Source organism: Corynebacterium sp., from assembly GCF_030532965.1.
Classification (GTDB): Bacteria; Actinomycetota; Actinomycetes; order Mycobacteriales; family Mycobacteriaceae; genus Corynebacterium.
The window spans coordinates 138,537-151,694 of record NZ_JAUNKC010000002.1 but is presented as its reverse complement, the minus strand read 5'-3'; the positions used below and the strand labels follow the sequence as shown (position 1 = coordinate 151,694).

The following is a 13,158-nucleotide window of genomic DNA, read 5'->3' as shown; positions in this document are numbered from 1 at the left end:
CCGTTAAGGAGCACACATGACCAGCCCAACCACCACGATCCTGCCCGAACACCTCAAAGACCTAGAAAACGAATCCATCCACATTCTGCGCGAAGTGGCGGGACAATTCGACAAGGTAGCCCTGCTATTTTCCGGCGGCAAGGACTCCGTCGTGGTCTTCGAATTAGCCCGGCGCGCGTTTTATCCGGCCCCGATGCCGTTTGAATTGCTGCACATTGATACCGGCCACAATTTCCCCGAGGTGCTTGAGTTTCGGGACGCGATCGTGAAAAAACACGGTGCCCGGCTGAAGGTGGCGCGGGTCCAAGACTGGATCGACCGGGGCGAACTGACCGAGCGCCCTGATGGCACACGCAATCCACTGCAGACCGTGCCGCTGAACGAGACCATCGCCGCTTCCCGCTACACGGCCGTTATCGGTGGGGCGCGGCGGGACGAGGAACGGGCGCGGGCGAAAGAGCGGGTGTTTTCTGTCCGGGATAGTTTTGGGGCGTGGGACCCGCGCCGCCAACGCCCGGAGCTGTGGAATTTGTATAACGGCAAGCACCAGCCGGGCGAGAACGTCCGGGTTTTCCCGATCTCCAATTGGACGGAGGCGGACATTTGGCGCTATATCAAGGCCCGCGATATTGAACTTCCCAGCCTTTACTACGCCCACCGCCGCGCCGTGTTTAACCGCGACGGCATGTGGCTAAGCGCCGGTGACTGGGGTGGGCCGCGGGGCAGTGAGGTGGTGGAAACCAAAACGGTGCGGTATCGCACGATCGGCGACATGAGCTGCACCGGGGCGGTGGAGTCGTCTGCCGCCACGGTGGACGAGGTGATAGCGGAGATTGTTTCCGCCACCCACACGGAACGGGGTGCGACCCGCGCGGACGACCGGCTGTCGGATTCCGCAATGGAAGATCGTAAAAAGGAAGGTTATTTCTGATGCATACCCTAAGATTCTGCACCGCCGGTTCCGTCGACGACGGCAAATCCACCTTCGTGGGCCGCCTGCTGCACGACACGAAATCCATCTTGGCGGATCAGCTCGACTCCATTCAGCGCAGCTCCGCCACCCGGGGTTTCGATGGGCTGGACCTCTCCTTGCTTGTCGACGGCCTCCGGGCCGAGCGGGAGCAAGGGATCACCATTGATGTCGCCTACCGCTATTTCGCAACGGCGCACCGAAACTTCATACTCGCCGACACCCCAGGTCATGTGCAATATACCCGGAATACCGTCACCGGGGTCTCCACCTCCGATGTGGTGGTTTTGCTTGTCGACGCCCGCAAAGGCGTCATCGAACAGACCCGCACCCACCTCTCGGTCGCGGCGTTGCTCGGGGTGCAGACGGTGATCCTGGCGGTGAACAAGATTGACCTGGTGGATTACAGCGAGGCGGTCTTCAATACCATCGACGCGGATTTCCGTTCCATCGCAGCACACGTGGGTATCACCCAGCCCCATGCGGTGCCGATCTCGGCGCTCAACGGCGATAACGTGGTGGAAGCCTCGACCAACCTGCCGTGGTACACCGGGCCCACCGTTTTGGAACTATTAGAAACCATTGATGTGGAAACCGAAGAATCAGACTTCCGGTTCCCCATCCAATACGTCATCCGCAGCACCGACTATCGGGGCTATGCGGGCAGTGTTGCCAGCGGAAGCATCCGGGTAGGGCAAGAGGTGGACACCCCATCGGGAACCACCACCATCACCGGCATCGACACCAGCGACGGTCCGGTGACCATCGCCCACCGGGGCGCTGCGGTCACCCTCCGCATCGCCGATGAACTCGACCTTTCCCGAGGTGATCTGGTGGCGATTAACCCGCCGCAGCCTGTCACCCAACTCTCGGCGACGATCGTGGGGCTTTCGCCCACAAAGGTGACTGCGGGGCAGGTGGTGGAGCTGCGCTACGCAACGTCAACGGTGAAAGCACGCATCGCCGATGAGATCGCGCACAACGCGATCGTGCCCACCGCGGTCTCCCTGCAAACCGCGCTGCCGGTGGAACCGTACGCCGGGCGCGGGGCCGTCGGCGCATTCCTCGTGGTGCATCCCACGACGGGTGACACATTAGCGGCGGGATTAGTGACATGACCGCCACCGTGCTGTTGGCCCACGGCTCCCGCCACCCCCTGGCAGCAGCGGGAATACGACAGCTAACCGCAGCTGTGCGTCAGCGCACCGAAACACCGGTATACGCCGCCCACCTCGACTTCCATGAAGATTCCTTGCCGTCCGTATCCGCCGCCATCGCGCGCGCCGGGCATGAGTCGGCGCAGGTCATCCCGCTGCTGTTTACCGACGCCTACCACCACAAAGTCGACGTCCCGGAGATAGCTGCCTCCTGCGACATTCCCCTGAGCTTGCGCCCGTATTTAGGGACCGGGCCAGAGATCGCGGAACTGTTGGCGCGCCGGGTTCCGGCTGGGGCGCAGCCGGTGGTCTATGCAGTGGGTTCGAGGGATGAGGCGGCGAATGCGAGCGTCGAAAAGCTTGCGGCGACGATCGGCGGCACCGCGCTGTTTGCCACCCGGCGTGGCGGGCGGCTGCCGTGCGGGCGAGTCCACGTCGTGCCGTTGTTTGTCACGCACGGGTTGCTGCTGGATGCGCTGGTGAAAAACCACCCGCCGAGTGCGGATTTAAGCTACTCGCCGCCGCTCATCACGGAACTTGCCGAGATAGTAGGGAGGCGAATCCGATGCTCATAGTCATAGCCGGCGCTATCGCCCAACTTGTCGACGGCGGCCTGGGCATGGGCTTCGGCGTCACCTCCACGACGATCCTTCTGCTCACAATGTCGCCCGCCCACGCCTCCGCGGTGGTGCACGCCGCCGAACTTGGCACCACGCTGGCCTCCGGCGCTGCCCACTGGCGGTTCGGCAACGTCGATTGGCGCATCGTTTTCCGGCTGGGCTTGCCCGGCGCGGTAGGTGCGGGTGTTGGTGCCACCGTGCTGTCCCACATCGCCGCCGACGCCGCACGGCCGGTAACCGCCGTTATTCTCGCGCTGGTCGGCGTGAACTTACTGTGGCGATTCTCGCAGGGGCGCATTCGAAACCGCAGTTCTAAGCGGTATTCCACCCCGATGCTTGTCGCGTTAGGTGCCGTCGGCGGGCTTGTCGACGCCACCGGGGGCGGCGGCTGGGGGCCGATGACAACGTCGACGTTGCTGGCGCTGGGCAAGGACGAACCCCGGCGGGTGGTCGGTACCGTCAACACCGCAGAATTCCTGGTGGCTGCGGCGGCAACCGGCGGATTCGTCATTGGACTGTGGGACCAGCTACACACCCACCTCTTTGCCATCGGGCAGCTCATGCTCGGTGGTGTTATCGCGGCGCCGGTGGCGGCCTGGCTGGTGACCAAGGTCAATCCGATCATTTTGGGCGGCTTCGTCGGCACGACGCTCATTGCGCTCAACCTTCCGGTGCTCTGGCCGGTGGCAGTTGTCGTTGGGGTGTTACTGACCCGCCGTGGCATCCGCCGCTCCCGGCGCGCCCACATTATCATCAGCACCGAACCTCGTAGTGCTGATCGATATGTAAAGGTCAAGGCGTTATAGTCACCCCTGACGGGGGTAGGGTTAACCTAGTGTTCACTTTAAGATTGCAAGCTTTTTCTGCACCAATCTTTTAAGAGAAAGAACCACGCATGACAAACTCCACCATGACGGTTGCTCCACCTGGCCCCCCAAATAACGACAAATGGTGGCACCTGAGTTTCGGCGGGTTGCTGAGCGTCACGATCATCGTGTTCTTGTTGTGGTCCTTCGACTACGTTGGCCCCGAAGCCAATAAACTCATCCTCATTACCACCATCGCCTTCGGCGTGTTCATGGCCTTTAACATCGGCGGCAACGACGTCGCCAACTCGTTTGGCACCTCCGTCGGCGCGGGCACCCTCTCCATGAAACAAGCGCTGGTGGTGGCCGCCATCTTCGAAGTCTCCGGCGCGGTACTCGCCGGTGGCGAAGTGACCGACACGGTGAAATCCGGAATCGTCGACCTTGATGCCATCGACCTTGACCCGCTGCATTTCGCCTTCATCATGATGTCCGCGCTGCTAGGTGCCGCAATCTGGCTGCTGGTCGCCACCCGAATGGGCTGGCCGGTATCAACCACCCACTCCATCATTGGCGGCATTGTTGGTTCCTCGCTTACCCTCGGGTTCTTCCTCGATATTGGTGGAACCGACATGGTGCAATGGGATCAGATTGGCAGCATCGCGCTATCGTGGGTCCTTTCCCCAGTGCTCGGTGGTATTGCCGCATACTTTCTCTTCGGCGCTATTAAACGCCACATCCTGGTTTTCAACGACAAAGCTGACGAAGAACTGCGTTCCATTAAAGAGGAACGCATTAAGCTTCACCGTGACTTCAAATCCTCCTTCGAGCGGCTTTCCGAGGTCCAACAGCTGGCATACACCAACGCCATGACCCGCGACGCCGCACTGATCGCGGAACGCGACTTCGACCCCAATGAGCTCGAATCCGACTACTACCGGGACTTGCATCGCCTCAACGAACGACGCGACATGCTCAATACCCACCGCGCCCTGGAAAACTGGGTTCCGCTTCTCGCCGCCGCCGGTGCCGCCGTCATCGGTGCGATGATGATTTTCAAGGGGCTCAAAAACCTCAAGTTTGAACTCTCCAACCTGGGAAACATCCTCATCATCGCTATGATCGCGGCGGTCGTCTGGATGGCGGTTTTCATCTTCTCCCGCACCCTCAAACGCCAAGAACTCTCCCGGGCGACCTTCATCCTCTTTTCCTGGATGCAGGTATTCACGGCCTCGGCTTTCGCCTTCAGCCACGGCTCCAATGACATCGCAAACGCCATCGGTCCGTTCTCCGCAGTCCTGGATGTGTTGAAAACCAACGCCATCAATGAAAAAGCCGCCGTACCAACCGCCGCCATGATCACCTGCGGTGTGGCGCTGATCGCCGGATTGTGGTTCATTGGGCGCTACGTTATCCAAACCGTCGGGTCTGGGCTTACCGAAATGCACCCAGCCTCCGGCTTTGCCGCCGAAATGGCGGCCGCCGGTGTGGTCATGGCGGCATCGCTTTTAGGCCTTCCGGTGTCCTCGACCCACATTTTGATCGGTGCGGTACTCGGCGTGGGCATTGTTAATAAAGCCGCGAACTGGTCGCTTATGAAGCCCATCGCCCTGGCCTGGATCATCACCCTGCCCGCCGCCGCCAGCGTGGCTTCAGTCGCCGTGCTGGCGCTCAACGCAATCTGGGGATAGGTGTGGACCTGGTCACCTGGTCTCGTGACTTTTAAGGAGTTCGAAAAGCCGACTGTGGTCGGCTTTTGTCGTTTCCTCCGCAGGCGGTGGCCATTTGAGCAGCGACGCTAACGAGTCTCCCTTCGTGAACCACAAACACATCGCCAGAATGTCACCATCCTCGGTAAAACCCGGAACCATGAGCAAATCACCCCGATTTCCGAATCTGAAAATATTGGCATCGCCTTGATCGTTTCCCCGGAAGTGGCTGAGGAGGCCAAATACAAAATGAACGCCAAAATCGTTCAAAATCAAAACCGAATAAATGCTCTTGAGATTTTCTTCCGGTTCAAGCTCACCCGCTAGCGACACGCGCTCCGGCTCGCCCAACGCGCTGAACAACTGCGAAACCAAGTCGTGGGTTTCCTGCGGGAATAAGTCTGTGTGGTGGCAATTTTCCATAAGCTTAATCTACTTAACGTTGTTGGAAGACGAGCTGGAATCAACGCGAGTGGTTGTGGTGGCGAGCTAGTGCACTGGGTGTGGTCGCTATTCAAGGCGGCATGTCCGTCGGGGGTTGAAGTCTTAGGTGGCACGGCTGTCGGGGATCGAAGTCGGAGATTCACAAACGGTGGGTGAGAACCCGCAGGAAAGCGGCAGCCTGAGAGAGCGGAAACATGGAATCTCCGACTTGAAAAAACATGAGCAAGCCGCGATTCGCATTCGGTGGGTTTGGGGGTGCGGGCAGTAGCAGGCTGGCGTTGTTGTGACTGCGTCGACAAGGCGAAACCGTGAGTTGGAGTTTTACAAGCATCGACCGGGGTACCGCCTCACCGGGGATTGAAGTCGGAGATTCACAAACGGTGGGTGAAAACCCGCAGGAAAGCGGCAGCCTGAGAAAGCGGAAACGTGGAATCTCCGACTTCATAAAAACCCGAGCAAGCTGTAATCGGTAGGTAGTTGGCTCGATGGGAAAGTTTCAGAGGAAAGCAAGAACCGGGGAGGATAGCAATTTAGCAATTCCTCCCCGGCTTAGTCCGGGTGTAAGTGCCTGCGGATGGCTAGTCGTGGTTAGCCCTCTTTGGTGTCGTCGGCGGGAGCTTTCGCCGCTTTGGTTTTGGAGCTGGTTTTCTTCCCGCCGTTAGCGCTCTTACCGTTAGCATCCTTGCCGCTAGCGCTCTTTCCACCAGGTTGTTTGAAGCCGAGTTTCGCCAACCGGTCGGTGAAGATTTTGAAGGCGTCGTTGGCGGTAACGGATGTGGTGTTTTCCAAGGTGGTGGCCATCTCTATGTCGTCGATGGTGATTTCGCCCGCGCGTAGCGCCACGAGTTCTTGGTGGTAGCGCACGAGTACCGCCAGTGTTGCTGCGACGGGAACAGCCAGGAAGGCACCAACAACACCGAAAATAGTGGAGCCTAAGGTCACGGACAGCAGCACGATTGCGGCGTGGAGGTTCATGGCGCGCGATTGCAGCATTGGCTGGAGGACATTTCCTTCGAGCTGTTGCACGAGAATGATAAGGCCGACGACCAGTAACGCGTTGGTGGGTCCGTTGGAAACCAGGGCGATAACCACTGCCAGGGCACCGGCGGTGAAGGCACCGACGATGGGGATGAATCCCGCGAAGAAGGTGATGACAGCCAGCACGAGGGCCAGTGGGACATTTAATATAATGAGGCCGATGCCGATGAAGATTGCGTCGACAAGCGAAACGATGGCTTGGGCGCGGATGAATCCAGCAAGGGTGTTCCACACGCGGGTGAGCAGTTCCGTAAGATGCCAGCCGACGTTGGGGCCGGTTGCTTTGCGGATCATCGGCAGGAAACGGGTGCCGTCTTTAAGGAAGAAGAACGTAAGAATCAGCATCAAAACCAAGGTGACCACAACCGAGGTTGCGGTGGAAAGTCCGGTAAAGACGCCCGATGCGATGTCGCTGGAGCGGTTCTGTACGAAACCTTGGATTTCCTTGATGACGTTGTCGAATTGATCCAGGTCCAAGTTAAGCGGCGGGCCTTGCACCCATTCCTGGAGTTTCTCAATACCTTCCGTTGCTTTTTGCACCAGGTCTTTGGATTGCCCGGCCACGCGTGGCGCCATGGCGGAAATAATTCCGGCGAGGATGGCGAAGAACCCAACGATAACGAGTATTACCGCGAGTGCGGCTGGCACGCCGCGGTTGCGTAACCAGCGCACTGGCGGCCACATGACGGTGGAAACGAGCAGGGCGAGGAGCACCGGAAGCAGTGCGGTCCAAATGGCGCCGAATCCGCGCCATAGGAGGTAACCTGCGACAACCATGATGATAAAGCGCAGCGCCCAACCGGCGGCCCAGCGCCCGTCCCTGCCTAAAATGACGGCGCGGTCGGTGTGGGCGACGTTGGGTTCGGTGTCAGATTCCACCACATGGAGGTCGAGATCGGTGTTGTCTAATACAGATTGAATGTCATCATCGCGTTCATTCATGGAGTCTACTTTGCCATAAACCGGAGCTTAACGGCAGTTTAGCAAAAAGTTGAGTGAGTTTCGCTCAAGGTACTAGCTTTTCGGCGACGGCTCTGGTAGGTTATCTGTAAGAAGTTGAGTGGTTTCCAATCAACTTCACGAAAAATTACAGTTCATAAGCATTAAAACTTCAAGGAGGAATTGAATATGGGACGCGCTGTCGGTATTGACTTAGGTACCACAAACTCATGTGTGTCGGTTTTGGAAGGTGGCGAGCCGCAGGTTATCGCCAACTCTGAGGGATCACGCACCACGCCATCCGTGGTTGCTTTTACTAAAAACGGTGAAGTGATTGTTGGCCAGTCCGCTAAGAACCAGGCTGTCACCAACGTCGACCGCACCATCCGCTCTGTTAAGCGCCACATTGGTACTGACTGGAGCATCGATATTGATGGCAAGAAGTACACGCCACAGGAAATCTCGGCCCGTACCTTGATGAAGCTCAAGCGCGACGCTGAGGCATACCTCGGTGACGAAGTTACCGATGCTGTTATTACCGTTCCTGCTTACTTCTCTGACTCCCAGCGCCAGGCAACGAAGGAAGCTGGCCAGATCGCAGGCCTGAACGTTCTTCGTATCGTGAACGAGCCTACCGCTGCTGCTTTGGCATACGGGTTGGAAAAGGGCGAGAAGGAACAGACCATTCTCGTGTTCGACCTTGGTGGCGGTACCTTCGACGTTTCCCTCCTGGAGATCGGCGACGGTGTGGTTGAGGTTCGTGCAACCGCCGGTGATAACAAGCTCGGTGGTGACGACTGGGATCAGCGTATCGTTGATTGGTTGGTAGAAAAGTTCAAGACCTCCACCGGCGTGGATCTGTCTAAGGACAAGATGGCTATGCAGCGGCTGCGTGAGGCTGCTGAGAAGGCCAAGATTGAGCTGTCGTCCTCGCAGTCGGCAAATATCAACCTGCCGTACATCACCGTTGACGCTGACAAGAACCCACTGTTCTTGGATGAAACGTTGTCCCGCACCGAATTCCAGCGCATCACCCAGGATCTGCTGGATCGCACCAAGGCACCGTTTAACCAGGTGATTGCCGATGCTGGCATTTCGGTTTCCGACATCGACCATGTTGTTTTGGTTGGTGGCTCCACCCGTATGCCTGCCGTCTCCGACCTGGTGAAGGAGCTAACCGGTGGCCGTGAGCCTAACAAGGGTGTGAACCCTGACGAGGTTGTTGCCGTGGGTGCTGCATTGCAGGCTGGCGTTTTGCGCGGCGAAGTTAAGGACGTTTTGCTTCTCGACGTCACCCCACTGTCGCTTGGTATCGAGACCAAGGGTGGCGTGATGACCAAGCTGATCGAGCGAAACACCACCATCCCCACCAAGCGTTCCGAGACCTTCACCACGGCTGAGGACAACCAGCCTTCGGTTCAGATTCAGGTGTTCCAGGGCGAGCGGGAAATCGCGCAGCACAACAAGCTGCTCGGCTCCTTCGAGCTCGGTGGCATTGCTCCGGCGCCACGTGGTGTTCCTCAGATCGAGGTGACCTTCGACATCGACGCCAACGGTATCGTGCACGTCACCGCGAAGGATAAGGGCACTGGTAAGGAAAACACCATCAAGATTCAGGATGGTTCCGGCCTGAGCCAGGAAGAAATCGATCGCATGATCAAGGACGCCGAAGCTCACGCTGAGGAAGACAAGAAGCGTCGTGAAGAGCAGGAGACCCGCAACGCTGCGGAATCCACCGCTTACCAGACTCGTAAGTTCCTGGACGAAAACTCCGACAAGGTGAGCGAGTCCATCAAGACCAAGGTCACCGAGGCTTGCGACGCAGTGGACGAGGCGCTCAAGGGCGACGACCTTGAGGCCATTCGCGCCGCCGCTGAGAAGCTGAACACCGAGGCTCAGGAGATGGGTAAGGCCATCTACGAAGCTGAGGCTGCAAAGGCACAGGCAGACGCCGATTCCGGTACCCCAGCCGACGACAATGTTGTTGACGCTGAGGTAGTTGAAGAAGATGGAGACAAGAAGTGACATCAGAAAACAACGTTGAGCCAGAGGTCGAGCAGGTCGAGGAGGTAATCACCGAGGAGACCGCTGACGTTGAACCCGACGTTGACGGCGATGGCGAAGTCACTCCATTGGAGGCAGAACTAGCCGAACGCACCGAGGACCTGCAACGACTCAACGCCGAATACGCCAACTACCGGCGCCGCACCGCTCAAGAGCGGGAGGCGGTGGTGGAGCACACCAAGGGCCAGGTCATAGCCAAGCTGCTTCCGATCTTGGATGATCTCGATTTGGCTGCTCAGCACGGCGACCTGGTGGAAGGCCCGCTAAAGGCATTTCACGATAAGTTCCACACGGTGTTGGAATCCATGAAGGTGGAAGCCTTCGGTGCTGAAGGTGATCCGTTTGACGCGGAACGCCACGAGGCCGTCCAGGACCTTTCCACTGGCGACGAAAAAGCAATCGGCACCGTCCTGCGTAAGGGCTACCAGTTAAACGGTCGTCTTCTGCGCACCGCAATGGTTCTCATCGCAGATCCAGTTGCGGCGGAGGAAACCGAAGCTGAAGGCTCCGCGGAATAACCTTTGGTAGCCTAAGGGCTTGTCCCCGATAGATATGACATCGGGGACAAGCCCTTCATTCATTGCCGCCAACGGTGCGGGATTCACGCACTCTTTTGTGCCAGTTCAATGTGGTTATCGCATAATGCCATCACCTTGGGATCGTGGGTAGAGATAATGACGGTTGCACCAGCGTCGGCTTGTTCCCGTAGCGCATTAATGATGATCTCGGCATTTGCTTGGTCGAGTGAACCTGTGGGTTCGTCACACAAGATCAGGGAGGGTTTGCGGACATACAACCGGGCGATGCTGACGCGCTGTTGTTCCCCGCCGGAAAGCGAGTGGGCGGGGTATTTTTCGTAGCCTGCAAGGCCGACCTTTTCAAGCGCACTCGCGATCAGTTTCTTCTTTTTGTGCAGCGCCCGGGGCGGGATCGCGACTGTGATATTGGCAGCGACAGTTTCATTGTCCATCAGCGCATAGTCTTGGGCGACGTAACCAAGATAGTCGGCGCGTAACTTGCGTGCCTTTCGGGCGCTCATGGTCGTGATCTCGCGCCCCTCCACCAGGATTGAACCGCTGTCGGGTTTATCGAGTATGCCTAAGCAATTCAGCAGGGTGGTTTTTCCACAACCGGACGGGCCCGTCAATGCCGTTAGTTGACCATTTAGCGCCGTGAAACTCAAGTTTTCCCATAGGGTTTTGCGGTCGAAGGCTTTATTCAGATCAGTGGCAGTAATCATGACAGTTTCCTAGAAATGGTGTAGATGCTAAAGGCAGCTGATGCGGCAATGCCCGTACTGATCGCGGCAACCGCCCAGGGGCTTAACACATAAGAAGCCAGAATATCTGGCATAAAGATGCCCGCTGGCGTGGTGGCGAAGCGTCGAAAAGCAATTACTTTCTGCAACAGCAATAACGCTGAACCACCAAGCACTGCCACGTCCCACCATGCCACCTTTCGGTAAAAACGAGACGGCGGCAGCCCGAAGATGCGATAGTTGCGTGCCCGCTGGGCGTAACTGAGTACCAAAAGGCCGCCGTAGGCGAAGCCGAAAATGCAGATCAACACCAGGCTTGAGATCAGCCCGACGAAGCTCATGGACCGAGAAATTGCCAGATCATCGTGGTTTTCTTTCCATTTCTGAACCAATGGTACTGCTTGGTAGAAATGATTCTTCAGTAGTTCGTCACTGGCGGTGAACTGCTTGAGCTGCGCAAGCGATTGGAAGCTAATGGAATTATTGGTCAAACCGGCGCTGACGTTGTAATCAGAAATCCCCCGAAGATCATCGGGAACCACGATGACCACCGGTGAGGCGACCAGTGCTCGCGGCTGGTAAACACCTTCCCCAGCTTGCCAGCTAAAAGCGTTATAGTCTCGGTTCGCAGTCTCTAGGACGCACGCGGAGGGCTGTTCATCGCACAACGGAAAATGGATGCGTACATCTTCTAATGCTTGCGGTTGTGTCGGTGGTGCTATCACGACGATGGAATCAGCCGGGTGTGTGTCTATCGCGGACAGGATCTCAGGGGGAAGCGATTTCGCTGCCGTAGTGCGGTTATACGTGATGGAATCAAATACGTCGTCGGCACTGAGATTAGCGGCAGATAACTGATTTTCGCCTCTTACTTGTCGCACCTGAAAATTGTGATAGTACAATTCGCCAGCCGACGACATCGCACGAAGCTGCTGGGAAATGGGGGCAACAGCGTCACGCACCGTGTCGGCGTCAAGAGCCCCATTCACGTAGGTTTTGTAGCTTACAGGGTGTTGCTGCCAGACCTTCAAATCTTCCGTTTGCAACTGGTATTCCGTGTTATACGCGATCGCCAGCGAAGCCCACGACAGGCAAATCCCCACCATAAGAACCCTAAGAACTGCGGCAAGACCCAAGACGGGACTGGCCCTAAGCCGCCCTTTAAGCAATGGTGTGATGGGGGTGAAGGAGAGCAATCCCATGCTAAGAACAAGGGTGAACGCTAGTGCACACAGCAACACAGAACTAAACACCAGAACATACCGGCCGAATTGATACCCGATATCCACCCCACGCCAAAGCGCGATGATCCCAGTGATGACGGCGATGGCTGGGGCGGACATAACCACGACGGGGACGAAGAGCCCCAGTACAATTCTTGTAATCCCATGTCCGTGTAGCCGCGCAATGCCGCTGCCCTTGGCATGGGCGAATGCCAAAAAGAACGCAGCGCAGATCACGGTGCCCACGCCCAATGCCAGAAACTTGCCCAGGTCACCACCAATTAAGTAGCGCCACTCGTCATTATGTAAAAACGTGGCTGTGGCCCCTAATGATGAAAGTTCATTGTGCACCAACTGGTGGAATTCTGAGGGGCCCTCCACAACATAGGTCACTCGGGGATCTTGTGCGGGCAGCTGGTCAAGCGGCAATGTTGCCATCGTCTGGCCAGGCCAGATTCCGTCATAGCTGGATTGCTCGTTGGTGGTATAAAGCGCGAATTCGCCGCCGATATCCTGCGCCACCAGTGCGGAAATCGCGTACCCGTGTTCGCTACTTAGTCTTTGCAGAGCCGCGAAAAACTCGGCGGATGGCGTCTTCGGATCAACGGCACCAACTTGTAGCGCCGCCGTGGTGCGAGGAGTGGCGTTGCCGTACGCCATTAAACACGACCAAAAGGCAGCGACAACGCTGAAACTCACCACGGCCGCTACACAGATAAGCCGAAACAGCTTGTGGTTATATAGTTGCGAAGTCATTCCGGCCCCCTGTTGCGAGCGATCGACCTACATCAGCAATTCTGATGTTTTGTGGATTCTAACCCTACATCGTTAGCAGAATCAGCAATAGGGGGTGGGGTGTCGCGGTCACCTTGCGCTCATAACTGGCGGTTACAACCATTCGTATAGGGTAAAAGGGCGAGGTTATGGCAG

The 13,158-nt window shown here is 57.6% G+C and carries 11 protein-coding genes; 7 read left to right on the top strand and 4 right to left on the bottom strand.

Annotated elements, in window-relative coordinates:
• Window positions 1-16: 16 nt before the first annotated feature.
• From cysD to Q4D85_RS01950, 5 genes are all read left to right on the top strand, one after another.
• Window positions 17-931: a sulfate adenylyltransferase subunit CysD gene (cysD, locus tag Q4D85_RS01970; protein ID WP_303197879.1), complete on the top strand. Its 915-nt coding sequence runs from the start codon at window positions 17-19 to the stop codon at window positions 929-931.
• Window positions 931-2,088, top strand: coding sequence for a sulfate adenylyltransferase subunit 1 (locus Q4D85_RS01965; RefSeq protein ID WP_303197878.1), 1,158 nt, complete (start codon window positions 931-933; stop codon window positions 2,086-2,088). Before cysD ends, Q4D85_RS01965 begins: the two co-directional genes overlap by 1 nt.
• Window positions 2,085-2,702: a sirohydrochlorin chelatase gene (locus tag Q4D85_RS01960; protein ID WP_303197877.1), complete on the top strand. Its 618-nt coding sequence runs from the start codon at window positions 2,085-2,087 to the stop codon at window positions 2,700-2,702. The genes Q4D85_RS01965 and Q4D85_RS01960 overlap by 4 nt, the downstream gene beginning before the upstream one ends.
• Window positions 2,693-3,553, top strand: coding sequence for a sulfite exporter TauE/SafE family protein (locus tag Q4D85_RS01955; RefSeq protein WP_303197876.1), 861 nt, complete (start codon window positions 2,693-2,695; stop codon window positions 3,551-3,553). The genes Q4D85_RS01960 and Q4D85_RS01955 overlap by 10 nt, the downstream gene beginning before the upstream one ends.
• Before the next feature lie 89 nt (window positions 3,554-3,642).
• Entirely contained in the window at window positions 3,643-5,244 is a 1,602-nt protein-coding gene (locus tag Q4D85_RS01950) for an inorganic phosphate transporter (protein ID WP_303197875.1), read from the top strand.
• Between the two features lie 12 nt (window positions 5,245-5,256).
• Here Q4D85_RS01950 and Q4D85_RS01945 read toward each other — a convergent pair whose 3' ends face one another.
• Entirely contained in the window at window positions 5,257-5,685 is a 429-nt protein-coding gene (locus Q4D85_RS01945) for a hypothetical protein (RefSeq protein ID WP_303197873.1), read from the bottom strand.
• Window positions 5,686-6,294: 609 nt separating this feature from the next.
• The gene (locus Q4D85_RS01940) at window positions 6,295-7,686 is read right to left on the bottom strand and encodes an AI-2E family transporter (RefSeq protein WP_303197872.1); all 1,392 of its coding nucleotides are present in this window, start codon (window positions 7,684-7,686) and stop codon (window positions 6,295-6,297) included.
• A gap of 186 nt (window positions 7,687-7,872) precedes the next feature.
• Here Q4D85_RS01940 and dnaK point away from each other — a divergent pair, with 186 nt between their 5' ends.
• Together dnaK and grpE are read left to right on the top strand one after the other, a co-directional pair.
• Window positions 7,873-9,708, top strand: a complete 1,836-nt coding sequence (gene dnaK / locus Q4D85_RS01935; protein WP_303197871.1) for a molecular chaperone DnaK — start codon at window positions 7,873-7,875, stop codon at window positions 9,706-9,708.
• Entirely contained in the window at window positions 9,705-10,265 is a 561-nt protein-coding gene (grpE, locus tag Q4D85_RS01930; RefSeq protein ID WP_368502231.1) for a nucleotide exchange factor GrpE, read from the top strand. The genes dnaK and grpE overlap by 4 nt, the downstream gene beginning before the upstream one ends.
• Window positions 10,266-10,348: 83 nt before the next feature.
• On the opposite strand, the gene Q4D85_RS01925 is transcribed toward grpE, so the two are convergent.
• Entirely contained in the window at window positions 10,349-10,987 is a 639-nt protein-coding gene (locus Q4D85_RS01925) for an ABC transporter ATP-binding protein (RefSeq protein ID WP_303197870.1), read from the bottom strand.
• Window positions 10,984-12,984: a hypothetical protein gene (locus Q4D85_RS01920; RefSeq protein ID WP_303197869.1), complete on the bottom strand. Its 2,001-nt coding sequence runs from the start codon at window positions 12,982-12,984 to the stop codon at window positions 10,984-10,986. The genes Q4D85_RS01925 and Q4D85_RS01920 overlap by 4 nt, the downstream gene beginning before the upstream one ends.
• Between the last annotated feature and the right edge of the window lie 174 nt (window positions 12,985-13,158).